The organism is Pseudomonas sp. PDM17 (genome assembly GCF_014851985.1).
Taxonomy (GTDB): domain Bacteria; phylum Pseudomonadota; class Gammaproteobacteria; order Pseudomonadales; family Pseudomonadaceae; genus Pseudomonas.
In genome coordinates, this window is the sequence record NZ_JACVAT010000008.1 from 198,362 (window position 1) to 223,126 (window position 24,765).

A 24,765-nucleotide genomic window follows, 5' to 3' on the forward strand; every position below is an offset into this window, starting at 1 on the left:
CACCAGGTCGGGCATGGGTCCTCAGAGCCAGGGAGCCAGGCGTGTCGCCCAGGCTTCCACCCCTTGCGGGGTCCGCAGTCCGTCATTGCGGATTTCGATCAACACGGCGTCCACGCCGCGCTCGTCGCCATGCACCGGGACAGTCATGTCCTCCAGCGGGTCGATCACATAGGGCTGGTTGGCGCCGATTTCTTCCCCGCTCTCCCTCAAGCCAGCAACCATGCGCTGGGCATAGGCTTCGGCCTTCGCGTAGAGCACCCCGGCGACCCACGGGCGCGGCTCGCCGCGATAGCTCGGGGTGAAGCTGTGTACGCCGACAAGCCGGGTTGGCCGGGCGGCGGCCAGGCGCTCGTCGAGCAGCGCGGTCAATCGCTGGTGGAAGGGTTCGAACAGACTCGCGACCCTCTCCTGCCGGGCCGCGGCGCTCAGGTTGAGGTTGCCGGGGATCGGGTAGATCTCGCTGTGCTCGGGAATCGCATCGGGTGCCGACAGCGGGCGGTTGAGGTCGATCAGCAGGCGCGAGTAGTTGGCTACCAGCAGCGTGGCGTCCAGGCGCGCCGACAGCTCGCGGGCCAGCTCCAGCGCGCCGATGTCCCAGGCGATGTGCTCGGCGGCAGCCGCGTCGTCCAGGCCCAGCTGCGCCAGTTCCTCGGGGATGTAGCGACTGGCGTGCTCGCAGACCAGCAGCACCGGGCTCTTGCCCTGCGGGTTGACGATCTCGAACGGCGGACGCCGGTAGAGGCCGGATTCAGTAGAACTTTGCATAGGATTCACAGAGTTGTTCTTCGCTGAGTTCACGGGTCAGGGCCTGCTCCTGGCGCTTCATGGAAACGTAGGTCTGCAGCAGCGCCGGCGGCAGCTGGGCGCACAGTTCGGTATCGGCGAGCAGCAGGCGCTGGGCCTCCTCCAGCGAACCCGGCAGCGACTTGATCCCCAGCTCCTCGCGCTGGGCGTCGCTGAGACTGTGCGGATCGACGTCGGTGACCGCCGACAACGGCAGTTCCTGCTGCATGCCCAGGCGCCCGGCGATCAGCACCGCGGCCATGGCCAGGTGCGGGCTGGCGGTGGCGTCCATGGGGCGGAATTCCAGGTTGAACTGACGCGCCTTGGGCTTGCCGCCAATTTCCACCACCGGGCAGATGCGAAGCGCGGCTTCGCGGTTGCGCAGGCCCAGGCAGGCGTAGGCGGCGCTCCAGTGGTGCGGCTTCAGCCGCAGGTAGGACACCGCCGTTGGCGCGGTGAGCGCGCACAGCGCCGGCAGGTGGCGCAGCACGCCAGCGGCCCAGTGCTCGGCGAGCTTCGACAGGTTGCTCGGCGCGGCTTCGTCGTAGAACACCGGGGTACCGTCCAGGCGTTGCAGGCTCAGGTGCAGGTGCACGCCGTTGGTCACGGCGCCGGGCGCCAGCAGCGGAGTGAAGGTGCTGCGCCAGCCGAACTGGCGGGCGATCTCGCGGGTGACTTCGCGGACGTTCACTGCGCGGTCGGCCGCAGCAACGCCCTGGGTCGGCCGGCAGGTGACTTCGTACTGGTTGCGGCCGTACTCGGGCAGGAACATTTCCGGCTCGGCGCCGATCTGTTCCAGCGCGCTCATCAGCCAGCCGCCGAAGTTGCCGGTCTGCCGCTGTGCCTGAAGCGAGAAAGCGGCGGCGTGTTCGTCCGCCAGGCCCAGCAGGTTGAATTCATGTTCGAAGGCGGCGGTGACTTGCAGATCGAGCTCCCGGTAGCGGGCGATCTCCTCGCGCAGCAGCGTGCGCGGGCACACCGGCCAGGGCGTGCCGGTGGTGGTCACCAGGTCGCCGTGCAGGTAATCCAGCGGCGCGGCCTGGGCGTCCGGGCCGTTTTGAAGTCGCACCCGGCTGCTCGGGTCGGGCAGCAGGCGCAGGTCGCCGTGGCTGCCCCAGGGATTGTCGTCGGCAATGATGTCCTGGGGCGTCAGCGCGCTGTTGGCGGGCACCCAGCCACAACCAGTGACAAGCTGCTCGGCGACTTCCGATTCGGGAAGCGAGCGGCCACGGGTGATGCCGCAGAGGTCGGTGGTGACGAAGCTGGTCAGGCGCATCGGAGCGGGATTGTTATTGTTCTGACTCATGACGTTCTCCCGGCCTCAGGCCAGCGCGGCGATACGGGCCAGCACACTGTCGGTGTCGGCGATCCAGCAGTAGCCCTTGATCGCTTCCAGGCAGGCCTGGTGGCGTTCGGCGGTGTGGGTGGCGCAGGCGTCCTCGACGAGGGTGACGAGGTAGCCACGGTCGGCTGCGTCGCGCACGGCCATGTCCACGCACTGGTCGGTGACCACGCCGCAGATGATCAGGTGGCGGGTATTCAGGTTGCGCAGCACGTAGTCGATGGCGGTGGAGTTGAAGACCCCCGAGGAAGTCTTGGGCAGCACGATCTCGTTCTCCCGCGGCGCCAGGGCATCGATCACCTGAGCGTCGGGGCTGCCCTTGGGCAGGTGCATGTCGGAGAGCTTGTGGTCCAGCGAGCGGTCACGGCCATCGGCGGTGAGGCTCTCGATGATGGTGTGCAGCACCTCCCCGCCCACCTCGCGCATGGCCGCCAGCAGGCGCTGCTGGTTGGGTATCACGCTCGCCTCGACACGGTCGTAGAAGTAGGAGTGCGTCGCTGGATCGACATGAGCATCGCGGCCGGGGATGACCCAGGCGTTCTGCATGTCGACGAACAGGATGGCGGTCTGGCCGCGAGTGAACGGAAGGTCACGGGGCGATTGGTGGGGCAAGCTGAACACGGTCATTCCTCGAGGATGTGGCTGCCAAAGGCAGCTCTCAGGTGGTCGATGCCTTCCAGGCGTTCGTCGAGCTGGCCGTCCATGCGCGCTACCAGGCTGGCGATCAGCGCCTCGACCTGGGCCATGGTCGGCACCAGGGTGTCGAAGGGCGATGGGGATTCCACCGGGGCACTGATGATCAGGTCGGCGAACTCGCGCAGCGGCGAGTCGTAGATATCGGTGAACAGCACCACGCGGGCGCCACGGGCCTTGGCCGCACGGGTCACGCCCAGCGCCTGGGCCTGGTAGCGGCGGTAGTCGAACACCACCACCAGGGTCTGGCGGTCGATGTCGCCCAGCTGGTCGGGCAGCGCGGCGCCGTCGTCCAGCAACAGGCAACCGCTGCGCAGCATGCGCAGGTGCGCCACCAGGTAACCGGCGAGGAAGCGGCTGAAGCGGCCGCCGTGGCAGAGCACGCGCAGCTTGGGGTCGAGCAGCCAGTCGCCGAGCAGGCGCACGTCGTCGGCCTGGGTCAGCGCCAGGGTGCGTTGGATGCCTTCGCTGGCGTCGCTCAGGTAGTTGGACCAGACATCGTCGCGGCTCATGCCTTCGCGACGCCCGGCGAGCAGGGTGCGCGGCGAGCGCAGGCGGTCGTCCACCTCGGCCATCAGCGCGTTCTGGAAGTCGCTATAGCCGCTGAAGCCGAGCTTCTTCACCAGACGCAGGATGCTGGGATCACTGACCCCGGCCTGACGCGCGAGGCGCGACATCGGTCCGAGGCCGGCGCGCGGGTAGTCGTCGAGCAAGGCGCGCAGGACTTTGCGCTCGGCCTTGGTGAGCTCGACTTCCGGGGTGTTCAGGCGATCTTTGAGTGTGAGCATGGTGGCGCCTCTTGTTATGGCGCCATTTGTATAATGTGCTTCATAAACTTTCAATACGTATTTTTTGTAGTATTCACTACAAATTGCAGGCGCACGACTTCAGCGTGGCGACGTAGACGTTCGCCTGCGATTTTCCAGTGAATAGGCGGGGCGTGTTGGCAGGTGCTTCGAACGTCGTCGGCGACGGCAGTCAGGCTGAATGAACGAAGTGGGAAAAGGCGGCGCCAGCCACGATTCGCAGGAACGGCGCCACCAGCGCGCCGCTGCGTCAGACGCCCTCGTCGAGGCGCTCGACCCAGCGCTCGGCCGCGTCATGGGACGCCTGGAAGGCTTCCTCGTGGGACTCCCACGGGCCGACCACCACGTCCAGCGGCGACACGCCGGCCGGCATCTTCGCCAGCGACAGCAGCACTTCTCCCACCTTGCCCGGGGCGATGTATCGCGGCGACATCAACACGGCGACACCCGTGGACGTCAGGTACTCACTGGGTGCCATGAACTCCGGCTCGACTGACTGCTGCATGTGTTTCCCCCCTGGCCGTGGACGGCCCGTTCTGCTCTGGATGGCGGCGACGAGGCGCACAACGCGCACTCTTCCTGATTCCTGACCCGGCCGGACGAACCACAGTTCCGGCAACCACCGCCGTCCCGCCGGCTAGCGGACAAACGGCCGTTTCAGGCGGGCACCGGCTCATGCGCCGGCATCGGCCGCTTGAGCAGCGCACCCACCAGCACCGCGAACACCAGCGCCGCGACGCCCGCCGCCAGCAATACACCCTCGAAACCGCCGATGAAGGCCTGGCGCACAGCGGGCGCCAGCGCACTGCGCAGTGTCGGATCGACCAGCGACAGCGCCGCCGTGAAGTCCCCCGCCGCCGCGCGGGTCGCCATCTCGGCAGCCTTGTCCAGGTGCGCAGGGGCAAGCTTTGCCAGTGCGTCGCGCAGCAACTGGGCGCTGCGTGCGGCCAGGATGCCACCGAGAATGCCGATGGCCAGCACGATGGCGGCGAAGCGCGTGGTGGTGCTCAACCCCGAGGCCATCCCGGTGCGCTCGCGGGGCACGCAGGCCATGATGTTCTTCTGCGTGTCGCCGTTGAGCAGCCCGGCGCCGGCACCCAGCACCAGGCTGGCGAGGGCGAAGGCCAGGTAGCCGCCCTGCCCGGCCGCCAGCGCGCACAGCAGGTTGCCCGCGCCGACCAGCACCAGACCGAAGGCAAAAATCTGCGCCGGGCTGAAGCGCCCACTCAGGCGCATGCCCACCCGTGGCGCCAGCAGCATCGCCACGGCGAACGGCAGCATTCCCGCGCCCGCCGCCACCGCCGACAGCTGCAGGCCGTTCTGCAGGTACAGCGGCAGCAGGGTCATCATCACCTGGGCACAGGCGGCGTAGCCGAACATGCCGAGCAAGGCGCCGATGAAGCGGCCGCTGCGCATCAGCCGCAGGTCGATCATCGGCCGCGCCTGGCTGCGCTCCACCAGCACGAACAGGCCCAGCAGGCCGGCGCTGACCAGCAACCGCGCGAGGGTCGGCGGGCTGTCCCAGCCGACGCGGTTGCCATCGATCAGCGCCCAGATCAGGTAGCCCAGGCCGCCAGCGAGGGTCAGGCTGCCCAGCGGGTCGAGGCGCGCGGCAGCGCTGTCGCGGGACTCCTCGATGCTGCGCAGCGCCATCGCCCCCAGCAGCACCACCAGCGGCAGATTGAGGTAGAAGATCCAGCGCCAGCCCAGGGTGGCGGATATCACCCCGCCCAGCAGCGGCGCGAAGGTGATGGTGGCGCCCATGCACGCGCCCCAGAAGGCCCAGGCGCGCAGGCGCTCCTCGGGTTCGTGGAAGCGATGGCCGATGGCGGCCAGCGCCGAGGTCAGCAACAGCGCGGCACCGACTCCCTTGGCGGCGCGGGCGATATCCAGGAACAGCAGGCTCGGCGCCGCACCGCAGGCCAGCGAGGCTGCGCCGAACAGCACCAGCCCGAGCAGCAGCATGCGCCGCCGGCCGAAACGGTCGGCCAGGCTGCCGGCGGGCAGCAGGCAGGCGGCGAAGGCCAGCAGGTAGGCGCTGACCACCCACTCGATATCGGCGAAGGAGCCGGACAGGTCGCGGGCGATGCTCGGCAGCGAAACCGCGACGATGTTGGTGTCGAGGATGATCAGCGCGCACACCGCCGAAGCGGTCAGCAGGGTGAAACGGGCGGAGGGTCGTGGGCGAATCACAGGGTCGGACATGGCAAGGCTTCCCGCGCTGGCCGGCGCGCCGGGTTTTGCCCTCGTCGCGCCAGCCTTGTAGTGTTGCCTCCACGGTAACGCCCGCGTGCGCCGGGCTTGTTAGCCACGGCGGCCTTCGTCATTAGCCTGCGACTAACGAACATGGAAATCCGACATTTCCGCTACTTCCTCAGCGTCGCCCACCACGGCCACTTCACCCGCGCGGCCGAGCAACTGGGCATCGCCCCGCCGACCCTGAGCCGGCAGATCCAGGACATGGAAAAGGAACTGGGCGTGCTGCTGTTCCAGCGCAGCCAGCGCGAGGTGCGCCTGACCGCCGCCGGCGAAGCCCTGCTGGCGGAAGCCGGACTCGCGGTACGCCAGTTCGACGCCGCGCAACTGGGCGCGCAGCGCGCCGGCCGGGGCGAAACCGGGCATCTGCGCCTGGGCTACGTGGCCTCAGCGGCCTACTCCGGCGTGCTGCAGCAGCATGTCGAGCAATTCACCCGCGCTCTGCCGGCGGTGGACCTGGACATCAGCGAAGCGCCCATGGCGCAACTGCCGGCGCAGGTACGCGACGGTACGCTCGACCTCGCCTACGTGCGCTCGCCGATGAGCCTGCCAGAGGAGCTGGAAGCCATCGCCCTGCAGGAGGAAGGCTTCGTCCTCGCCCTGCCCGCTTCCTCGCGCCTCAACGAGCTGCCGGAGATTCGCGCCGCGCGCTTGAGTGGTGAAACCTTCATCCTTCCGGAGCAGATCTCCGGCACGCTGGAAGTGGCCAGCGCCGGCGGCTTTGCCCCGCGCCTGGGCCAGCAGCCGGGCAGCCTGGTCGCGGTGATCGCGCTGGTGTCCCTCGGCCGCGGCGTCGCCATCGTCCCCGAGTCCGTGGTGCGCCGGGTGCAATTGCCGCAGGTGAACTACCGTCCGCTCGCCGACTGCGCGCCGCGCTCGTGGCTGTCACTGCTGCACCGGCGCTTCGAGAAATCACCGCTGGTGCGGCGCTATATCGAACAGGTCCGGGCTCAGTCCGCCGACCACACCGCCAGCTCGTAGCCGTCCGGGTCGATGAAATGGAAACGCCGGCCGCCGGGGAAGGCAAACGTCGCGCGGCTGATGGTGGCGCCGGCGGCTTCGAGGCGCGCCTGGGTTTGCGCCAGGTCGTCGGCGTAGAGGATCACCAGCGGGCCGCCGGGGCGTACCGGCTCACCGGTGGTGAAACCGCCGGTCAGGCGGCCGTCGCTGAACTCGGTATAGGTGGGGCCGTAGTCGGTGTAGCGCCAGCCGAACGCACTGGCGTAGAAGGCCTTGCTGCGCGCGATGTCGCTGACGTTGAACTCGATGTTGTCGATCTGACGGTCGTTTCCGCGGATACCCATAGTCGCCTCCTGGCAAGTCATGTCGGCCTGATCCTACGGCAAATCCCCGCGAGCAAAGCGCACCGCGCCGGTCGACCGCAGGCTGATTGGCCATTTTACGCCGATTGACGAATAATCATCGCGACTCAGCCAGATTCGCTGCCATGCTCAACATCCCCCTCGCCAGTGTCGACGACGTCGACCGCGCTGTGCTCGCCATCGGCACCGATTACCCGCTCGGCACGCTGCTCAAGCCCCACGCCCACCGCCGAGCGCAGTTCCTCTATGGCATGAGCGGGCTGATGGAGGTGGAAACCGAGGACGGCGCCTGGGTGATCCCACCCTACAGCGGCGTGTGGATTCCCGCCGGCAAGCAGCATCGGGTGCTGATGCGCGGGGTCAGCACACGCAGCCTGTACATCGACCCGCAGGTGCCGGTGCGCGACACCCTGCTGTGCCAGGCGCTGACCGTCTCGCCGCTGCTGCATCACCTGCTGCTGGCCAGCGTCGAGGTGCCGGCGCTGCACGACGAGCACGGCCGCGACGGCGACCTGATCCGCCTGCTGCTCCACGAGCTGCGCCAGGCGCCGAGCCTGCCGCTGTTCGCACCGCTGCCGGCGCACCCGCGACTGCTGGAGCTGTGCCGGGACTTCCTGCGCGCACCGGCCATCGACGTCACGGCGGACCGCTGGGCCGGCGAGTTGCATTGCAGCACGCGCACCTTCAGCCGGCTGTTCCGCCAGCAGACCGGCCTCTCCTTCGGCGCCTGGCGCCAGCAGGCCTGCCTGCTTGCCGCCGTCACCCGGCTCGCGGCGGGCAACCCGGTCACCCGCGTGGCGCTGGAGCTGGGCTACGACAGCCCGAGCGCCTTCTCCAGCATGTTCCGCCGCAGCCTGGGCGTGGCGCCCAGCAGCTACCAGGCCTCGGCGGACAGCACTGCGGTGACCGCGTAACACCGCTGGCGCAATCGGACTGAACCCTCGCCGGCCCTCTCCTTCGATATGCACATGTCGCATCCGTCGAACCAACGCTGTCGAAGGAGCCTCCATGCACAACCTGGAAACCCCGACCCTCAAGCTGGGACTGTTCAAACCCTCGGGCAGCTTCGGCCAGGCGCTGATCGCCGGCGCCCTGCAACGCCAGCACGAGGTCACCGTGCTGCTCGACGACCTCAACCGCCTGCGTGCGCGCCCCGGCCTGCGCTGCAAGCTGGGCAGCCTGGACTCGTCCATCGTGGTCAGCCAGGCCGTTTCGGGGTTGGATGTAGTCTTTGCCTTCCTCGCCGACCAGCCGGCGGAGGAGCTGCCGCCGCAGTGCGGCGCACTGATCGACGGTGCGTTGCGCGCGGAGGTCCCGCGCCTTCTGCTGGTGGGCCATTGGGGCTGGCTGGTGGAGCCTGCCGATGCTGACCAGGAACAGCTCGGCGCCGGCCTCGCCCGTAGCCTCGAAGTCAGCGGTCTGGACTGGACACTGGTGGAGGCACCGCCAATGCCCGAAGGCCTGCGCATCGACGACTTCAGTCGCGCCGGTAGCGCCTCCGCCGAGGACTCCGCCCTGGCGCTGTCCTACGCCGAGGCGCTGCTGGACGAGATGCAGCTGAGCCTGCACAGCGGCCAGTGCCTGCGCCTGCGCAGCGGCGAGGAGTAGCCGCCATGTCCGGCCCCGATGCACTCAGCCAGTTTCTCGGCACCCTGCTACTGGCGCTGGCCTTCAGCGCCTTCATCCTCTTCGTGCGCGGCTATCGCCCGGCCGGCGTCAGCGGTATCTGGTACGACCTGGTGCTGGTGTTCGTCGGTCTCTGGCTCGCACTGTGGCCGGAGCTGGGCAATTACCTGCGGAGCATGAGCATCCACAGCGCCATCGGCCTGCTGGCGGAGCTGCTTGCCACACTGCTGGGCGGAATACTGGGGGCGGGAGTGGCGTATGGATTGCGCCGGGTCATGCGCGAAAGCGGCAGCGACAGCCGGCCGGGGAGATGAGTGAAAGCGGTGCGACGGCGGACGATGGCCTGGACCACCGTCCGTCGCGCCCCTCAGGCCTCAGGGGTGATCCACGACCTGAGTGACGGCGTGGGGGTAATAGGCCACCCGCAGCGTATGCGGCTGGCCCATCAGTTGGCCATCGCCGTACCAGGTGATGTTGTCCTGGCGCAGGGTCATGCCGTCGCTGGTGTATTCGTACTCGCCGCCGTTGGAAGTGCTGAAGGCAAAGCGCTCGCTGTCCATCTGCTTCAGGTCGAAGCGGGTGCCAGCCGGCGGCATCTGCTGCTTCACGCGCTTGAGGTAGGCCGGCGCCAGTTCGGAGAACAGCTCGCGGGTGCGTGACTGATACTGGGCATCGGTGAGACCGGGGGTCTGCTGCAGTTTCTCGGCGATCAGGGTGAAGTACTCGGCATCGGTGCGGGCCAGCGCCATGCGCACGGCCATCACTTCGCCCAGGCGGGCCTGGTCGACCTGCAGCTTGCCGTCGGCGCCCTTGTCCGGGGCGATGAACTCGTTGCCATCGACCTGGATCAGCGGCGTGGTAGCCAGGTAGGCGGCGCAGGCGATCTGCTGGCCGGTGTGGTTCCCGCTGACCAGCAGCGCGGTGACGCCACCCTTCTCCTTCAGGCCGGCAGTGCTTTCGCCACTGGCGGCGACGAAACGGTCCACTTCCGCCTGGGTGGCTTCGCCACGGGCCAGGCTGCAGACCTGCTGCATTACGGCGGGATTACGTTTGCCGCCGACCAGCGGGCTCATGCTGAACACGGCGTTGCGGATGATCGGCAGGGCTGGATAGTCCAGCGTGCCCAGGTGCTGCTGGGCGCTGGCTTTGGCATCGCTGGCGGGAGTCTGGTCGGAGCCTTTGCAGCCGGCCAGCAGGCAGACGGGGATCAGCATCGCGGTCAGCCATTTGCTCTGGATGTTCATGGCGTGTTCCTCACTCGTGGACTTGCGCCGCAGCGGCGCTGGATTCGATGACGACCCGGCGGTCGGCCGCCAGGCAGTTGATCAGTTGGGTGCGCGGCAGGTCCGGGCAATCGGCTACCGGCTCAGCGGCCCCGGCACCGCGTACGTGCATCGAGGCGAACGGCACGCCAGCGGCGGCCAGGTATTCGCGCACCGCTTCGGCACGGCGCCGCGACAGCTCGCGGTTGTAGGCCGGCGAGCCAAGACGGTCGGTGTGCCCGGTGATGCTGATCTGCGATGGCTGCTGCGCCTTCAGTTGTTCGGCCAGGGGCGCCAGGCTGGCGCGGCCGGCAGGGCTGAGTTCAGCGCTGTTGAAGGCGAAAGTGGCGTCACCGCCGAGGGTGACGCGCTGCGAAGCAGCCGGTGCCGTCACGGGTGATTGAGCCGGGGCCGGCTGGGCCTGATCCAGGCAGTCGGCCGGCGAGAACAGGAAGGTCTGCGCCTGCATGTCCTTGTCGAACAGCACCTTGTACTGGCAGACCAGGTCCTGCTGGCCCGGACGGCGGAAGCGCAGGACGTAGTCCCATTCATGCACGCCGAACAGGCCTTCCTGGAAGTGCGGGGTGCCGAGCAGTTCGTAGAGCTGGGCCTTGCCCATGCCCGGCTGTACCTTGCCGAGGTTTTCCAGGTTCACGTAGCTGCCCTGCGGGCGGTAGGAATCGCTGATCGCGGGGAATTGCGGATCGGCACTATGCCCCTGGGCATCGACCACGCTGTGGCTGCCGCAGGCTGCCAGCAGCAGTCCGCTGCAGGCCAGGGCCAGGGTGCACAGGTTGCGGATGGTGAAAGTGTTCATTTTGACCTCCTTCGCGCAGCCCGACCGGAGCCGGGCCGCGACGTAATGACTTACCACTGGTAACCGAGACCGACGGCGACGCCGGCTTCACCCTGGCTGCTGGTACTGCCCTGCAGCTTGGTGACCCACTTGCCGTTGTCGGAGATGCGCGAGACGCCAATCGCCAGCGCACCCTGGCCGCGGTAGTTGCCCAGCCCGACGGTGGCCATGCTGGCCCCGGCCGAGTGCGGCTGCGGCAGGGTCGCCATGGCCATGGCCCCGGCGATACCGGCGCTGAGGATGTCGTCCTGTTTCTTCAGGTCGTGGCGCAGCGCGTTGTAGCGGGAGTCGGTGTAGTCGTAGAACTGGTTGGAGATGTCACCCATGCTCTGCTGCAGCTGGCTGACGTTCACCGCATCGGTCGGCGCGGTGCCGGCGGCGAGGTTGGTGATCTGCCGCTCGTTGCCGGCGCTGCCCATCGAGACGCTGTTGGCGCGGTCGGCGACCGAATTGGCACCCAGTGCCACCGAGTTCTGCGCCTGGGCGCTGGAGCCGTTGCCCAGGGCCGTGGCGTTGGCGCCGCTGGCCCGTGCGCGGGTGCCGATGGCCGCACTGTTGTTGCCCGAGGCCTCCGCTCCCGCGCCGCCGGCCACCGCATCGGTGCCGGTGGGGCGCGGCTTGGGCAGGCTGCTGCTGTTGTTCACCTGGAACATGCCATCGGTGCCGTTCTGCAGCTGGGTGATGTCGGTCTTCGCCTGGGTGACGCGGTTGTCGACGTTGTTGATGGTGCTGTTGACCGTGTTGCCGTGGTCGCGCAACTGCGAGACGTTGACCGCATCGGTGTCGGCCTCGCCGGCCTTGACGTTGGTGATCTGCCGTTCGTTGCCGGCGCTGCCCACCGAGACGCTGTTATCGCGATCGGCCACCGAGTCGGCGCCCAGGGCCACGCTGTTCGCGGCCTCGGCACTGGCTCCGGCGCCGATGGCCGAGCTGCGCTCGCCGGTGGCGGCAGCACCCTCGCCCATGGCCACCGAGGAACTGCCAGTGGCGCTGGCGCCGGTGCCCACCGCCGTGGCGCTGTCAGCGCTGGCGGTTGCATGGCTGCCGATGGCGCTGGCGTTGCTGGCACTGGCATTGGCGCCATCGCCCATGGCCAGGGAGGACCTCCCGGAAGCCTGGGCGGCCGGGCCGACGGCGATGGAATCGGCGCCGCTGGCGATGGAGTCGGGTTTCTGCGAATTGGCGTGGAAGTACCTGATGCCGCCCAGGGTGATGTTGTTGATCTGGGTGGTCACTTCGTACAGCTGCGAGCCGTTCACTGCGTCGGTGGAGGTAGCGTCGATATTGCCGGCGGCGACGTTGGTGATCTTGCTCGGCCCGCGCCCGCCGTGGTTGGCGCTGAAGGCCCCTTTGCCACCATTGGCGGTCGGGTCCCAGAGCAGCGCATCCTGGCTCAGTTGGTCGGTGCGGTCGGAGACACCCTTGAGTTGCGAGACGTTCACCGCGTCGGTCTCATCCGCGCCTGCCGCGACACCCGTGACACGGCGGTTGCCGACATTGACTTCACCTGTCGCACTGCCGCCCACCAGATACGCCTGATGTCCCAGGGTGCTGCCATCGGCGACGGAACCTGCGCCCAGCGCCACGCTGCCGTCATGGCTGGACACCGCGCCCATGCCAATGGCGACGGAGTCCTGGCCGAGCGCCGCCGAATCAGTGCCGGTGGAGTTGGCGTGGAAGTACTTGGTGCCCGTGTTGTAGATATTCTCGACGTGGTCGCCCAGGTTGGAGACATCTCCTTCCACGTTGGTGACGCGGCCACCCAGGTGCGTCACCTGAGTGTTGGTCGCGGATAACTGCGAACCGTTCACTGCATCGGTGGAGTTGTCGTTGATATCGCCGGCTGCGACGTTGGTGATCTTGTTCGGCCCGTTGCCGTGGTGGGTGGCGCTGAAGCTGTTGCTGCCCCAGTCCCAGAGCAGCGCATCCTGGCTCAGTTGCTCGGCCCGTTCGGAAACGCCCCTGAGCTGCGAGACGTTCACAGCATCGGTGTCATCGGCACCAGCGGCGAGGTTGGTGATGCGGCGTTCGGCTCCGGAGGAACCAACGGAGACCTCACCGTTAGCATTGCCCATCGCCGGGTAGCCGCCTGCCATGTACGCTGGATGGCCGAGATTGGCCGTGGTGGTGCTGCCCGCCCCCAGCGCCACGCTGTTGTCGGCACTGGCGTTGCTATTGCGGCCCAGCGCCAGGGCGTCCTTGCCAGTCGCCTGAGCCTGATAACCGACCGCCGTGGAGCCCTGGCCCTTGGCGTAGGCGTCGTCCACCTGCAGCCCTTCGTCATTGGTGCGCACGTAGCGGATGCCACGTCCGTTCTCGGCGACGTTGGCATCGTTGTCGTTGCCGAAGACGTTGTTCACCCGGTTGTCGACATGGGTGACTCGGTTGTCGACCTGAGTGACGCGGTTATCGACGTTGGTGACGTTCTCGTTGGTCTCGTTGAGCTGCGACATGTTCACCGCGTCGCTGTCATCCGCACCACGGGCGACGTTAGTGATCCTGGTGCCGCCGGTCCTGGTCGACGAGTTGTAGGTATCGCCCTGCATCACCACCTTGTTGTAGTTGATGCTGCCGGTGACCGGATCGCGCTCGTACTTGACCGCGCCGGCGTCGCCGTCGGCCACCTGCTCGCCCAGGGCTTTCAGCTGGCTGACGTTGACGCCGTCGGTATCCTGCGCGCCAGCGGCAAGGTTGGTCAGGCGGCGGACGATCGGAGCGTTGCTGGTGTCGCCGGCATGACCGATGGAGAATTCGCTGTCGGCAACACTGCCAGCAACGCTGGTGGCGCCAGTCGGAACGTAGGCAGTTTCCGTGCGTATGCTTCTGCCGGCAGTGCTGGTGCTGTTGGCGCCCAGCACGATGCTGTTAAGCCCGTTGGCTTGCGCACCATTGCCGATGGCCACCGAGTTGGAGCGACTGGCCGAGCTCGCGTTGCCCAGGGCAATTGCGTTACTGGCATCCATCCCTACACTGCTGCCGTTGCCCAGCGCCATGCCGTTGCTGGCACGGTCACCGACCATTGCCTTTGTACCTAACGCCACCGTGTTGCTCGCGCCGACTCCGATCTGACTGCTACTCCCCAGGGCCAGGCCATTGCTGGAGTTGGTACCGACCACGGCAGAGCTGCCCAGCGCTACGGAATTGGTCGCGCCGGTCACGGCGGATGTGCCCAGAGCCAGCGAGTTGTTGGCATTGGCAGTCGCGCCCTTGCCAAGGGCTGCAGCGTTCTGGGCACCGTCGGCGATCAGACTGCCGCTACCCAGCGCGAGGCTGTCGGTGGCGCTCTGGCCGACCTTCGCAGCGCTGCCCATCGCAACGGAGCCCGCTGCACCCGCCACCGAACTTTCGCCCAGCGCCGTGGACCGGGAAGCTTGAGCATTGGCTCCGAAGCCCAGCGCTGTCGCTTTGTTGGCGTCCGCGGCAACCTGGCTGTTGTTGCCCAGCGCCATGCTGTCGGTGGCGCCGCGATTGACGGTCGCGCCATTGCCCAGCGTGAGCGCGTCGTTGGAAAGGGTCTGCGCGCCGTTGCCGATGGCGATGCCCTTGCTGCCCTGCACCAGGGCGTTGTTGCCCACGGCCAGGCCCTGGCTCGACTCGCTGCCGACCTTCGCCCCTGTCCCGAAGGCGCTGGCATCCTGGCTCAGGCTCTGGGCGTTGTTGCCGATGGCGATGGCATCGGCGCCAGTGGCGCTGGTGCCATTGGCATCGTTGACGTTGCCGATGGCCATGGAATTGCTGCCATCGATCTTGTTGTTCAGACCGATTCGGCCGCCGTTGACGTAGAGCTCGTTGCCCAGGGTCAGCGAGTTGCTGCCATCCGCCTGGGAGCCGGTTCCATAGAACAGCACCCGGCCAGTCTGGGTCGATTTGTCATTGGAAAGACAGTTTTCGTTCCCGCTGTCGGGGCCGTCATACTTCCAGCCCGTGCTACCAGTGGCACCGGTGTCATGCACGAAGATGCAACCTGGATCGGTGCTGTCGTTGACGTACAGACCGGGGTTACCTGCCACCGCACCGGCCATCCCGCTGACGGCAAGGCCGACGCTCAACGCCAGCAGAGACAGGGCCTGCTTTAACGGACGGCCCGCGCCGGCACCGCGATGACCACTCTTGCCGACGCGACTGGTCAGCTCCGAGGCAACACACCAGGCAGCGCGACTGCGCGACCACACCAGACGATAAATCCTGTTCATGAGAAGCTCCTTCCAGGGGCGCTGCCCCCGGATTTCTGCGAAGGGAAATCAGCGGGAGGACAGCTGCAGGGCGCGGCTGGACTGGATCAGTTGCGGGCGTTCCATGGCCGTCGGGCGCGACTGCTGCAGCGCGCGCTCGTAAAGGCGCAGTGCGCCGGCATGGTCCTGGCGGACGTAGTCGAGGTAGCCACCGGCGAACAATCCGGCCTCGGTGCGCAGGTCACGCTTGACCGCGTCGGGGGCCTGCAGGCCATCGATCTGGGCGAACACCGCGGAGCTGTCGGACTTGCCCTGGAACAGCGCGAGCATGGCGCGCTGGTGCTCGTCGACCGGTTTGATGGCACGGGCGAGTTTCTCCACACGCGCCTTGGTGACGGCCGGCTTGACTCCGGCATCGCTGGCCTGGCGGGCGGTTACCCAGAGGTTCCAGAGGCCGGCGTAAGCCTGGACCTGCGGACTGGGGGAGGTCTTCTGCAGCTCTGCGAAGGCTTTGCCGGCCTGCTCGAAGCGGCCCAGCGCGGCCAGGTTCACTGCCGACGGCAAGGCGATCACCGCCGCCTGGTCGCTGCCCTTGAGGGCGTCGTAGAACTGCCGGGCGCGCATGTGGCGGCCGCCGGCATCCTCGATGAAGGCCTGCTCGGCCAGGGCGCGGCTACCGCCCTGCCCTTGCGCGCCGGCTTCGCGCAGCAGCGCCTGGGCCGAAGCGAGGTCGCCTTCGAGCAGTTGCTGGTGGGCCAGCAGCACCAGGGGTTGTGCGACGGTTTGCGCGGGCGCCTGCGGCACCGGTTGCGCCGGGCCGGCCAGGGCCGACCCCGTGGCGACCAGCAATGCCAGGGCGATGGTGGAAAGCTTGCCGGAGCGACTGCGATCGGCGGTTTTCGAGAGAGGGTTCATGGCGGCAACTCCTGTAAATGTTCGAGTTGCCGTCATGCTAGGAATGGCGCGGGCGGAGCGAACTAGGAGTCCTCCCCGCCCCGGCATCAGAGTTGTTCCGCAATCAGGAGGGTGCTGCCAGGACCAGCTCCAGCTCCAGGTCGATGGCCAGACGCTCCGCGTTCCGCTCGGCCCCCATCCGGGCATTCATCCGTTGCGCCAGGCGCTGGACGTACTGCTGCAGGATGACGCTGCCGGTTCCTCCCAGGCCGCTGAGCTCCAGACGCACCAGCAACTGCCCCTGACGCACCGCTCGAGCTGCGAGCGTGACCTGTTCCGGCTCGCCAAGCAGCTCCAGTGCGCCACAGAGCCAATGGGCGAAAAGCTCGGCATCCAGCCAGCCATGCAGCGGCTCGCTGCAATGGTCGGCAAAACGGCAATCGGGATACGCCGCCAGGCAACGCTCGATGACCGGGCTCAGGTCACACGGCAACAGTGCCGGTGCGGGGTGGTCTTCGCGCGGATTACTGGTGCTCCTGAGCCGGCGCAGTGATTCGAAGACACCGGTCAGGCCCGGCGTCGCCGGATGCAATTCGAGCCCTGCCAGGTGCATCGTCAGTTCGTCCAGGGCCGCCGTGCCGATTTCGCGGATGCGATGCAACCGGGCTTCGGCGGCCAGCGCGCGGTCGCGCCACTCGAGCAGTTCGCCTTCGCTGTCGGTGATGTCCTGCAAGCCGCCGAGCACTCCGGTCGGCTGCCCACCGGAGTCTCGACAAGGCACCATCCAGGCGTGTACCACATGGTGGCTGCCCGCAAGATCGACGCGGAATGTCGTAGTGACCGGCACGCCTTTCTCGACCAGTGCCTGGAACTTCTCGGGCAAGACTTCGCGGTACTGTTGCGGCAGCCAGGGACTGTCGGCCAGGCGGGAACCGAGCGCTTCGTCCACGCTGATCCGGTGGTAGTCGAGAAAGCGCTGATTGCAGAACAGCAGGCGACTGTCGACACCCCGCACGAACATCGGGTTGGGCGCGGCATCGACCAGCTCGCGCAGCATGCCGATCTCGGCGGGCAGCGCTTCGGCCACCGCCGCACCCGATGGATAATCCGCTACCAGGCCTGCACGACGGGCGATATCGGCCAGCTCGACGTTGGAGCCAACGCGCAGCTTCTCCAGCAGGTGCGCCTTGTAGGTGCTGACCGTCTTGAAGCTGATGCGCAGCTGCTCGGCGATACGCACGTTCGACTGCCCCTCGGCGATCAGTTGCAGCACCGATAATTCACGCGGAGTCAGGCCGCCCAGCACATCTTCGGGGCCCGACTGCATGTGCTCGCGGGCGAAGTGACCGCGGCCGGCGAGAACATCGGCGATGGCCTTGCGCAGCAGGGCGGTGTCTTCATGCTTGCTGACGAAGCCACTGGCGCCGGCCTGGAAGCACAGCGGGGCGAAATGCGCCGGGTTCTGCCGGCTGTAGACCAGCACCTTCTGCCGGGCATCGCGAGCGCGCAGGCGCCGCAGCAGGTCGAGCCCGCCTGCCCCCGGCAGGTTCAGTTCGAGGACTACCAGGTCCGGGTGGGCTTCACGCGCCAGGCTCAGGGCATTGGGCACATCGATCGCCTCTGCCGCCACCTCGTGGCCCATTTCTTCCAGCAACGTGCGCAAGGCATCGCGCACTATCGGTGTCGCATCCGCGAGCAAAACCCTGGCCATAGCTACCCTGCTCCGAGCCGGTTTCCGTCCGCAACAGCATAGGCACCACCGACCCTCCACGCAGCGCCTTTATCGAGAAGATCAACCCCCCGCCATGTCCAGCGCCGCCGCCTGCTCGTCGACCAACTGGCGGAACAGCTCCAGCGAGCGTGAGCGCGAGTCGCTGCGCCAGATCAGCCAGGTGTTCAGCCGGGCGAAGTCGCCACTCATGGGCCAGGCGCTGACCGAGGCGCTGCCGGGCATGTTGCTCAGCATGCTGCGCGGCATCACCGCCAGGCCGCCGCCCGCGCTCACGCAGGCGAGCATGCTGTGATAGGACTCCAGCTCGCGGATGGCGCCGGGGGCCGCGCCGTCAGCGGCGAACCAGCGTTCGAAGTGATGTCGGTAAGAGCAGTTGTCGCGGAACACGTAGATCATCTCGCCGTCGGCATCCTGGCCACGCTGGATAGGCGCGTGGTGCGAAGGCGCGACCACCAGCATGTCCTCGTCGAACACCGGCACGCCGTCCAGCGCCGGGTGCTTGATCGGCCCGTCGACGAAGGCGGCGATCAGCTCGCCGGCGATCACCCCGTCGATCATGTCGCCCGACGGGCCGGTGGACAGGTCCAGCTCCACCTTCGGGTACTGCTGGTGGTAGCGCGCCAGCAGGCGCGGGATGCGCACCGCCGCCGTGCTCTCCAGCGAGCCGATGGGGAAGCGCCCCGTGGGCTCCTTGCCCGACACCACCACCCGCGCCTCTTCCACCAGGCCGAGGATGCGCGTGGCGTAGACGAGGAAGTCGTGCCCGGCCAGGGACAGGCGCAGGCGGTTGTTCTCGCGGATGAACAGGTCGGCGCCCAGGTCCGCTTCCAGCTGCTTGATCCGCGTGGTCAGGTTGGACGGCACGCGGTGCATGGCCTGGGCGGCGGCGGCGATGCTCTTGTGGGCCGCCACGGCGCAGAAGATTTCCAGCTGGACGAGGTCCATTTCATTCTCCAAACGAGAGCGTAATCGTCATTATTATTCAGTTTTCATAAGCATGATTCAACGCGACACTGGCTCCACTTCCTGCAACCCACCCTCCAGGAGCGAGCCATGAGCATCTCCCCGCAAACCCACGCGATCTCCCGCAATCCCGCCACCGGCGAGGTGATCGACAGCTACGCCTTCGAGTCCGCGCAGGCGCTTGAGCAGTCCCTGGCCCGCGCAGCACAGGGCTACGCGACCTGGAAGCGCACCCCGCTGGAGCAGCGCGCCGCCGCCCTGGTACGCCTAGGCCAGGCGCTGCGCGCCAACTCCGATGCCCTTGCCGCCACTATCACCGCCGAGATGGGCAAGCCCATCACCCAGGCCCGTGGCGAAGTGGAAAAGTGCGCCGGCCTGTGCGACTGGTACGCCGCCAACGGCCCGCAGATGCTCGCCCCGGAGCCCACCAGCGTGGAGCACGAGCGCGCCTGGATCGAGTACCGCCCGCTGGGCCCGATCCTCGCGGTGATGCCGTGGAACTTCCCGATCTGGCAAGTGCTGCGCGGCGCGGTGCCGGCGCTGCTGGCAGGCAACACCTATGTGCTCAAGCACGCACCGAACGTCATGGGCAGCGCCTACGGAATGCTGCAGGCGTTCCAGCAGGCGGACTTCCCGGCCGGTGTGTTCGAGGTGATCAACGTCGGTAACGACCTGGTATCCCAGGCCATCCGCGACGACCGCATCGCCGCCGTCACCGTGACCGGCAGCGTGCGCGCCGGCTCCGCCATCGGCTCCCAAGCCGGCGCCGCGCTGAAGAAGTGCGTGCTGGAACTGGGCGGCTCGGACGCTTTCATCGTGCTCGCCGATGCCGACCTCGACGTGGCCGTGAAGGCCGCCGTCGCGGGACGCTTCCAGAATTCCGGACAGGTCTGCGCCGCCGCCAAGCGCTTCATCATCGAGGACAGCATCGCCGACGCCTTTACCGAACGCTTCGTCGCCGCCACCCGCGAACTGCCGATGGGCGACCCGACCCAGGCACAGACCTACGTCGGCCCCATGGCCCGCTATGACCTGCGCGACGAGCTGGATGACCAGGTACAGCGCACCCTGGCCGAAGGCGCCACCCTGCTGCTGGGCGGCTGCAAGGCCGAAGGTGCGGGCAACTTCTACCAGCCCACCGTGCTGGCGGACGTGACGCCGGACATGACCTCGTTCCGCGAGGAACTGTTCGGCCCGGTGGCCTCGATCATCCGCGCCAGGGACGCCCGCCACGCGCTGGAACTGGCCAATGACAGCGACTTCGGCCTGACCGCCACGGTGTTCACCGCCGACCTCGCCCGCGCCCGGCAGATGAGCGCCGAGCTGGACGTCGGTGGCGTGTTCATCAACGGCTACAGCGCCAGCGATGCCCGCGTCGGTTTCGGCGGCGTGAAGAAGAGCGGCTTCGGTCGCGAGCTGTCGCACTTCGGCGTGCGCGAGTTCTGCAACGCGCAGACCGTGTGGGTCGATCGCCGCTAAGCGCTGAAAACGCAAAGGCCCACCTCGCAGGTGGGCCTTTGTGCATCTGTCACCAGCGTCAGATAGTGCGCGAGAAGCGCTCCTGCTGCTCGCCACCCAGGTAGGCGTCAAAGGCCATGGCCACGCTGCGCATCATCAGCTGGCCCTGGGGCAGCAGCACCAGCGCGTCGTCGTGCAGCTCAATCAGGCCGTCGCCGACCTGCTCGCGCAACTGCCGCAGCGAGCCCTCGAAGTAATCGCCGAAGCGAATGCCGTGGCGCTCCTCCAGCGGGGCGTAGTCCACGCGGCCATGGCACATCAGTGCGCTGATCACTTCGCGGCGCAGGCAGTCGTCGTCGGTCAGGCGATAGCCCTTGTGCACCGGCAGCAAGCCCTCATTGATCCGCGCGTAATACTGCGACAGCTCCTTCACGTTCTGCCCGTAGGTGTCGCCGACCTTGCTGATGGACGACACGCCCAGGGCGATCAGGTCGCAGTCGGCGTGGGTCGAGTAGCCCTGGAAGTTGCGCTGCAGGGTGCCGTTGCTGCGGGCCACGGTGAGCTCGTCGTCGGGCAGGGAAAAGTGGTCCATGCCGATGTAGACGTAGCCCGCTTCGGTCAGCCGCTGGATGGTCAGTTCCAGCAGTTCCAGCTTGCGCTCGGGCGGTGGCATGTCCTCGCGGCGGATCAGCCGCTGCGCGCGTACCCGCTCGGGCAGGTGGGCGTAACTGTAGGCGGCAATGCGGTCGGGGCGCAGGGCGATGATCTTGCTGAGGGTAGTGTCGAAGCTCGCAACGGTCTGCAGCGGCAGGCCATAGATCAGGTCCACGGAGACCGACTTGAACTTCGCCTCGCGCGCCGCCGCGACCAGGTCGAAGACCTGCTGCTCGCTCTGCACGCGGTTGACTGCTTCCTGCACCTTCTCGTCGAAATCCTGCACGCCGAAGCTCAGGCGGTTGAAGCCCTGGGCGCGCAGCTCGGCGATGCGCTCGCGGCTGATGGTGCGCGGGTCGACTTCAATGGAGAACTCGTGGGCGTCGCTTTCGTCGAGGTTGAAATGCTCGCGCAGGCTGTCCATCACCTCGCCAAGCTGCTCGCTGGTCAGATAGGTCGGCGTGCCGCCCCCCAGGTGCAGCTGGGTGAGCTTGCGGGTGCCGTCGAACAGCTCGGCCTGCATGGCGATCTCGCGCTTGAGGTAGTCCAGGTATTCCACGGCGCGGTGGGTCTTCTGGGTGATGATCTTGTTGCAGGCGCAGTAGTAGCAGAGGCTCTTGCAGAACGGGATATGGATGTACACCGAGAGCGGCTTGGCCGCGCTCCCGTCGGTGGGGTGGTTGCTGCGCCGGGCAGCCGCGCGGTAGTCGTCGGCGGCGAACGCGCCATGGAACTGCGGCGCGGTGGGATAGGAGGTGTAGCGCGGGCCGGGACGGTCGTACTTCTCCACCAGCGCGCGGTTGAAACTCATCGATTCGGGCATGACACGGGCTCCTGAGGCGCTGGCAGTCTGTCGCTGCGAGTCGCCGCCGCACGATACTCCGCTCAAGCTACGCGCCTCCTGCGCAGGATCAAGAAGTTCTGTCGTGCAGGACGAATCTCCACGCTCCTACAGTAGTTGCTGATCGATGGCAGCACGTCTGTTCACGCAATGGCAATCCAATGGCCATCGCTATTTATATTTCTATACAGCGAAACACCAAGTTGCGCACGTTCGCAGCAATATCCCGCCTCGTTTTGGAATTCCCGTTGATCTGCGTCTAGGCTGGACCTCTGCAGCACCTGAGCGGTGCCAAGATAACCAGAGATTCCACAAGACACCGTGATTCGGCTAATGGCAATGCCCGCGAGCGCAGGTACCCACTGACCTGCCCCGGCATCGTTACGGCTGGATGGAACGAACCGTTGCTGACGGTACCTTCAAGGGACTGCGTGCAGAATGGCTACTTCAATTCCAGCCGGCGACCGCTATCGCGCTCTCGGCTTGTCGACCCTGGCCTTTACCCTGTGCTTCGCCGTATGGACGCTGTTCTCCATCCTCGGCCTGCAGATCAAGAACGAGTTCGGCCTGAGCGATACCCAGCTCGGCCTGCTGATGGCGACGCCGGTGCTGACCGGCTCGATCTCGCGCATCTTCCTCGGCCTGTGGACCGACCGCTACGGCGGCCGCTGGGTGTTCGGCCTGCTGATGCTGGTGTCGGCCGTCTGCGTCTACCTGCTGACCTTCGCCAACAGTTTCCCGATGTTGCTGGTGGCCGCCCTTGGCGTGGGCCTCGCCGGCGGCGGCTTCATCGTCGGCACTGCCTACACCGCCACCTGGTTCGAAGCCGGGCAACAGGGCACCGCGCTGGGGATCTTCGGCGCCGGTAACGTCGGCGCCGGCCTGACCAACCTCGCCGCCCCGCTGCTGATGCTCGCCCTCGGCTGGCGCGGCGCCGCGCTGGTCTATGCGATCGTGCTCGGCGTCATGGGTATCCTGTTCATCCTGCTGGCCAAGACCGACCCGCAGGCCGCCACCCGCCAGGCCAAGGCCATCCCGCTGTCCGAGCAACTGGCGCCGCTGGCCGAGCTGCGCGTGTGGCGCTTCTCGCTCTATTACTTCTTTGTCTTCGGCGCCTTCGTCGCGCTGGCCCTGTGGCTGCCGCACTACCTGATGGAGGTGTACGGCCTGGGGCTGGCCGCCGCCGGTTTCGTCGCCGCGCTGTACACGGTGCCGGCCTCGCTGTTCCGCATCCTCGGCGGCTGGCTGTCGGACCGCTACGGCGCGCGCCGGGTGATGTACTGGACCCTGAGCCTGTCGGTGATCTGCACCTTCCTGCTCAGCTATCCACCGACCCGCTATGTCGTCACCGGCGTGCGCGGCGAGGTGGAATTCGCCATGCACCTGGGGCTGATCGGCTTCGCCGCAATCATCATCGTGCTGGGCTTCTTCATGTCCCTGGGCAAGGCGGCGGTGTTCAAGCACATTCCCACCTATTACCCGCAGCACGTCGGTGTGGTCGGCGGGCTGGTGGGGATGATGGGCGGCCTGGGCGGCTTCCTGCTGCCGCTGACCTTCGGCATGCTCAACGACGTGGTCGGCATCTGGCAGAGCTGCTTCATGCTGCTGTTCCTGATCGCCGCCGGCGCCCTGGCCTGGATGCACTATGCGATCCGCATGGCCGAGCGGGTGGAATGGGCCGAGCGCAGTTCCTCCCGCGACCTGCCGGAGCTCTCCACCCCCAGCAGCTTCGTCCTGCGCGAATGGCACCCCGAGGACCCGGCATTCTGGGAGCAGACCGGCAAGCGTATCGCCACGCGCAACCTGTGGATCTCCATCCCCAACCTGCTGCTGGCCTTCGCCATCTGGATGGTCTGGTCGGTGGTGGTAGCCAAGCTGCCGCTGGCGGGCTTCGAGTACAGCGCCAACCAGCTGTTCTGGCTGGCCGCCCTGCCCGGCCTGTCCGGCGCCACCCTGCGCATCTTCTACAGCTTCATGGTGCCGATCTTCGGCGGCCGGCGCTGGACGGCGCTGTCCACCGCGTCGCTGCTGCTGCCGGCACTTTGGATCGGCTTCGCCGTGCAGAACCCGAACACGCCGTACCTGGTGATGCTGATCCTCGCTCTGCTCTGCGGCCTGGGCGGCGGCAACTTCTCTTCCAGCATGGCGAACATCTCGTTCTTCTTCCCCAAACAGGCCAAGGGCGCGGCCATGGGCCTGAACGCCGGACTGGGCAACCTGGGCGTGAGCGTCATGCAGTTCGCCGTGCCGCTGTGCATCACCATGGCGGTGTTCGGCAGCCTGGGCGGCGAGCCGCAGATGACCGCCGCCGGCACGCCGCTGTGGCTGCAGAACGCCGGCTTCATCTGGGTGCCGTTCATCATCCTGGCGACCATCGCCGCCTGGTTCGGCATGAACGACATCGCCAGCGCCAAGTCGTCCTTCGCCGACCAGATGGCGATCTTCAAGCGCAAGCACACCTGGCTGATGAGCGTGCTCTATACCGGCACCTTCGGCAGCTTCATCGGCTTCTCCGCTGGCTTCCCGCTGCTGGCCGGGCACCTGTTCCCCGGCGTCGACGTACTCAAGTTCGCCTTCCTCGGGCCGCTGATCGGCGCCCTCGCCCGCGCCTTCACCGGCGGCCTGGCGGACCGTTTCGGCGGCGGGCGGATCAGCCTCTGGGTATTCGTCGCCATGGCCGTGTGCGTCGGCGGCGTGCTGTTCTTCATCGAAGGCAAGGATCAGCCGGGCGCCTTCTGGGGTTTCCTGGCGATGTTCCTGCTGTTGTTCTTCTTCTCCGGCGTGGGCAATGCCAGCACCACGCAGATGATCCCGGCGATCTTCCGGATCATGACACCCCGCCTGTTCCCCAGCCTGCCCGCCGAGCAACAGGGCCTGCAGAGCGAGAAGGAGTCCGCCGCGGCGGTGGGCTTCATCTCGGCGGTAGCGGCCTACGGCGGCTTCTTCATCCCGAAATCGTTCGGCAGTTCGTTCGACCTCACCGGAGGCCCGGAATGGGCGCTCTACGGGTTCATCGTGTTCTACGTGCTGTGTATCGCGCTGACCTGGTTCTACTACACCCGTGGCAATGCCGAAGTTCGTTGCTGACGAGCTGCGTTGCTGAAG

The 24,765-nt window shown here is 67.3% G+C and carries 20 protein-coding genes; 6 read left to right on the top strand and 14 right to left on the bottom strand.

The features are described from left to right. Positions 1-21: 21 nt before the first annotated feature. The 6 genes from IB256_RS25925 to IB256_RS25950 form a co-directional block, all read right to left on the bottom strand. Complete coding sequence (locus IB256_RS25925; RefSeq protein WP_192295550.1) at positions 22-765, bottom strand: N-formylglutamate amidohydrolase; 744 nt, start codon at positions 763-765, stop codon at positions 22-24. After that, entirely contained in the window at positions 749-2,089 is a 1,341-nt protein-coding gene (locus tag IB256_RS25930) for a glutamine synthetase family protein (RefSeq protein WP_192404626.1), read from the bottom strand. The genes IB256_RS25925 and IB256_RS25930 overlap by 17 nt, the downstream gene beginning before the upstream one ends. Positions 2,090-2,104: 15 nt before the next feature. Then, positions 2,105-2,746, bottom strand: coding sequence for an isochorismatase family cysteine hydrolase (locus IB256_RS25935; RefSeq protein ID WP_192295548.1), 642 nt, complete (start codon positions 2,744-2,746; stop codon positions 2,105-2,107). 2 nt (positions 2,747-2,748) lie between these two features. After that, entirely contained in the window at positions 2,749-3,606 is an 858-nt protein-coding gene (locus IB256_RS25940) for a MurR/RpiR family transcriptional regulator (RefSeq protein ID WP_138214482.1), read from the bottom strand. Positions 3,607-3,874: 268 nt separating this feature from the next. Continuing rightward, entirely contained in the window at positions 3,875-4,129 is a 255-nt protein-coding gene (locus IB256_RS25945) for a hypothetical protein (RefSeq protein ID WP_138214483.1), read from the bottom strand. A gap of 152 nt (positions 4,130-4,281) precedes the next feature. Then, positions 4,282-5,829, bottom strand: a complete 1,548-nt coding sequence (locus tag IB256_RS25950) for an MFS transporter (protein ID WP_192404627.1) — start codon at positions 5,827-5,829, stop codon at positions 4,282-4,284. Between the two features lie 141 nt (positions 5,830-5,970). On the opposite strand from IB256_RS25950, the gene IB256_RS25955 reads away from it, so the two are divergent. After that, positions 5,971-6,861 (top strand): LysR family transcriptional regulator, encoded by an 891-nt coding sequence (locus tag IB256_RS25955; protein ID WP_192295546.1) that lies wholly within the window; start codon positions 5,971-5,973, stop codon positions 6,859-6,861. On the opposite strand, the gene IB256_RS25960 is transcribed toward IB256_RS25955, so the two are convergent. Then, a complete protein-coding gene (locus tag IB256_RS25960; protein WP_192295545.1) occupies positions 6,831-7,184 on the bottom strand; it encodes a VOC family protein in 354 nt (117 codons plus the stop codon). The genes IB256_RS25955 and IB256_RS25960 overlap by 31 nt on opposite strands. A 143-nt stretch (positions 7,185-7,327) precedes the next feature. Here IB256_RS25960 and IB256_RS25965 point away from each other — a divergent pair, with 143 nt between their 5' ends. The 3 genes from IB256_RS25965 (at position 7,328) to IB256_RS25975 (ending at position 9,142) form a co-directional block, all read left to right on the top strand. Continuing rightward, complete coding sequence (locus tag IB256_RS25965; protein WP_192404628.1) at positions 7,328-8,116, top strand: AraC family transcriptional regulator; 789 nt, start codon at positions 7,328-7,330, stop codon at positions 8,114-8,116. Between the two features lie 94 nt (positions 8,117-8,210). Further along, positions 8,211-8,810 (top strand): NAD(P)H-binding protein, encoded by a 600-nt coding sequence (locus IB256_RS25970; RefSeq protein ID WP_192295543.1) that lies wholly within the window; start codon positions 8,211-8,213, stop codon positions 8,808-8,810. Positions 8,811-8,815: 5 nt separating this feature from the next. Continuing rightward, positions 8,816-9,142 carry a hypothetical protein gene (locus IB256_RS25975; protein WP_192404629.1) on the top strand — a complete coding sequence of 109 codons (327 nt, stop codon included), beginning with the start codon at positions 8,816-8,818 and terminating at the stop codon, positions 9,140-9,142. Between the two features lie 60 nt (positions 9,143-9,202). Here IB256_RS25975 and IB256_RS25980 read toward each other — a convergent pair whose 3' ends face one another. The 6 genes from IB256_RS25980 to ptrR form a co-directional block, all read right to left on the bottom strand. Continuing rightward, on the bottom strand, positions 9,203-10,072 hold the full coding sequence (locus tag IB256_RS25980) for a hypothetical protein (protein WP_192295541.1): 870 nt from the start codon (positions 10,070-10,072) through the stop codon (positions 9,203-9,205). 10 nt (positions 10,073-10,082) lie between these two features. Beyond that, positions 10,083-10,907 (bottom strand): OmpA family protein, encoded by an 825-nt coding sequence (locus tag IB256_RS25985; RefSeq protein ID WP_192404630.1) that lies wholly within the window; start codon positions 10,905-10,907, stop codon positions 10,083-10,085. 50 nt (positions 10,908-10,957) lie between these two features. After that, positions 10,958-15,139 carry a YadA-like family protein gene (locus tag IB256_RS25990; protein WP_192404631.1) on the bottom strand — a complete coding sequence of 1,394 codons (4,182 nt, stop codon included), beginning with the start codon at positions 15,137-15,139 and terminating at the stop codon, positions 10,958-10,960. Between the two features lie 48 nt (positions 15,140-15,187). Continuing rightward, on the bottom strand, positions 15,188-16,033 hold the full coding sequence (locus tag IB256_RS25995) for a hypothetical protein (protein ID WP_192404632.1): 846 nt from the start codon (positions 16,031-16,033) through the stop codon (positions 15,188-15,190). 103 nt (positions 16,034-16,136) lie between these two features. Continuing rightward, on the bottom strand, positions 16,137-17,723 hold the full coding sequence (locus tag IB256_RS26000) for a response regulator (protein WP_192404633.1): 1,587 nt from the start codon (positions 17,721-17,723) through the stop codon (positions 16,137-16,139). Positions 17,724-17,804: 81 nt separating this feature from the next. Beyond that, positions 17,805-18,689 (bottom strand): putrescine utilization regulator PtrR, encoded by an 885-nt coding sequence (gene ptrR / locus IB256_RS26005; protein ID WP_192295536.1) that lies wholly within the window; start codon positions 18,687-18,689, stop codon positions 17,805-17,807. Positions 18,690-18,797: 108 nt separating this feature from the next. On the opposite strand from ptrR, the gene IB256_RS26010 reads away from it, so the two are divergent. Continuing rightward, on the top strand, positions 18,798-20,186 hold the full coding sequence (locus tag IB256_RS26010; RefSeq protein ID WP_192404634.1) for an aldehyde dehydrogenase family protein: 1,389 nt from the start codon (positions 18,798-18,800) through the stop codon (positions 20,184-20,186). 58 nt (positions 20,187-20,244) lie between these two features. Here the strand turns inward: IB256_RS26010 and hemN are convergent, their stop codons facing one another. Next, positions 20,245-21,642: an oxygen-independent coproporphyrinogen III oxidase gene (gene hemN, locus IB256_RS26015; protein ID WP_192295534.1), complete on the bottom strand. Its 1,398-nt coding sequence runs from the start codon at positions 21,640-21,642 to the stop codon at positions 20,245-20,247. Between the two features lie 456 nt (positions 21,643-22,098). Between hemN and IB256_RS26020 the strand changes: the two genes are divergently transcribed. Then, the gene (locus IB256_RS26020) at positions 22,099-24,747 is read left to right on the top strand and encodes a nitrate/nitrite transporter (RefSeq protein ID WP_192295533.1); all 2,649 of its coding nucleotides are present in this window, start codon (positions 22,099-22,101) and stop codon (positions 24,745-24,747) included. Positions 24,748-24,765 lie beyond the last annotated feature (18 nt).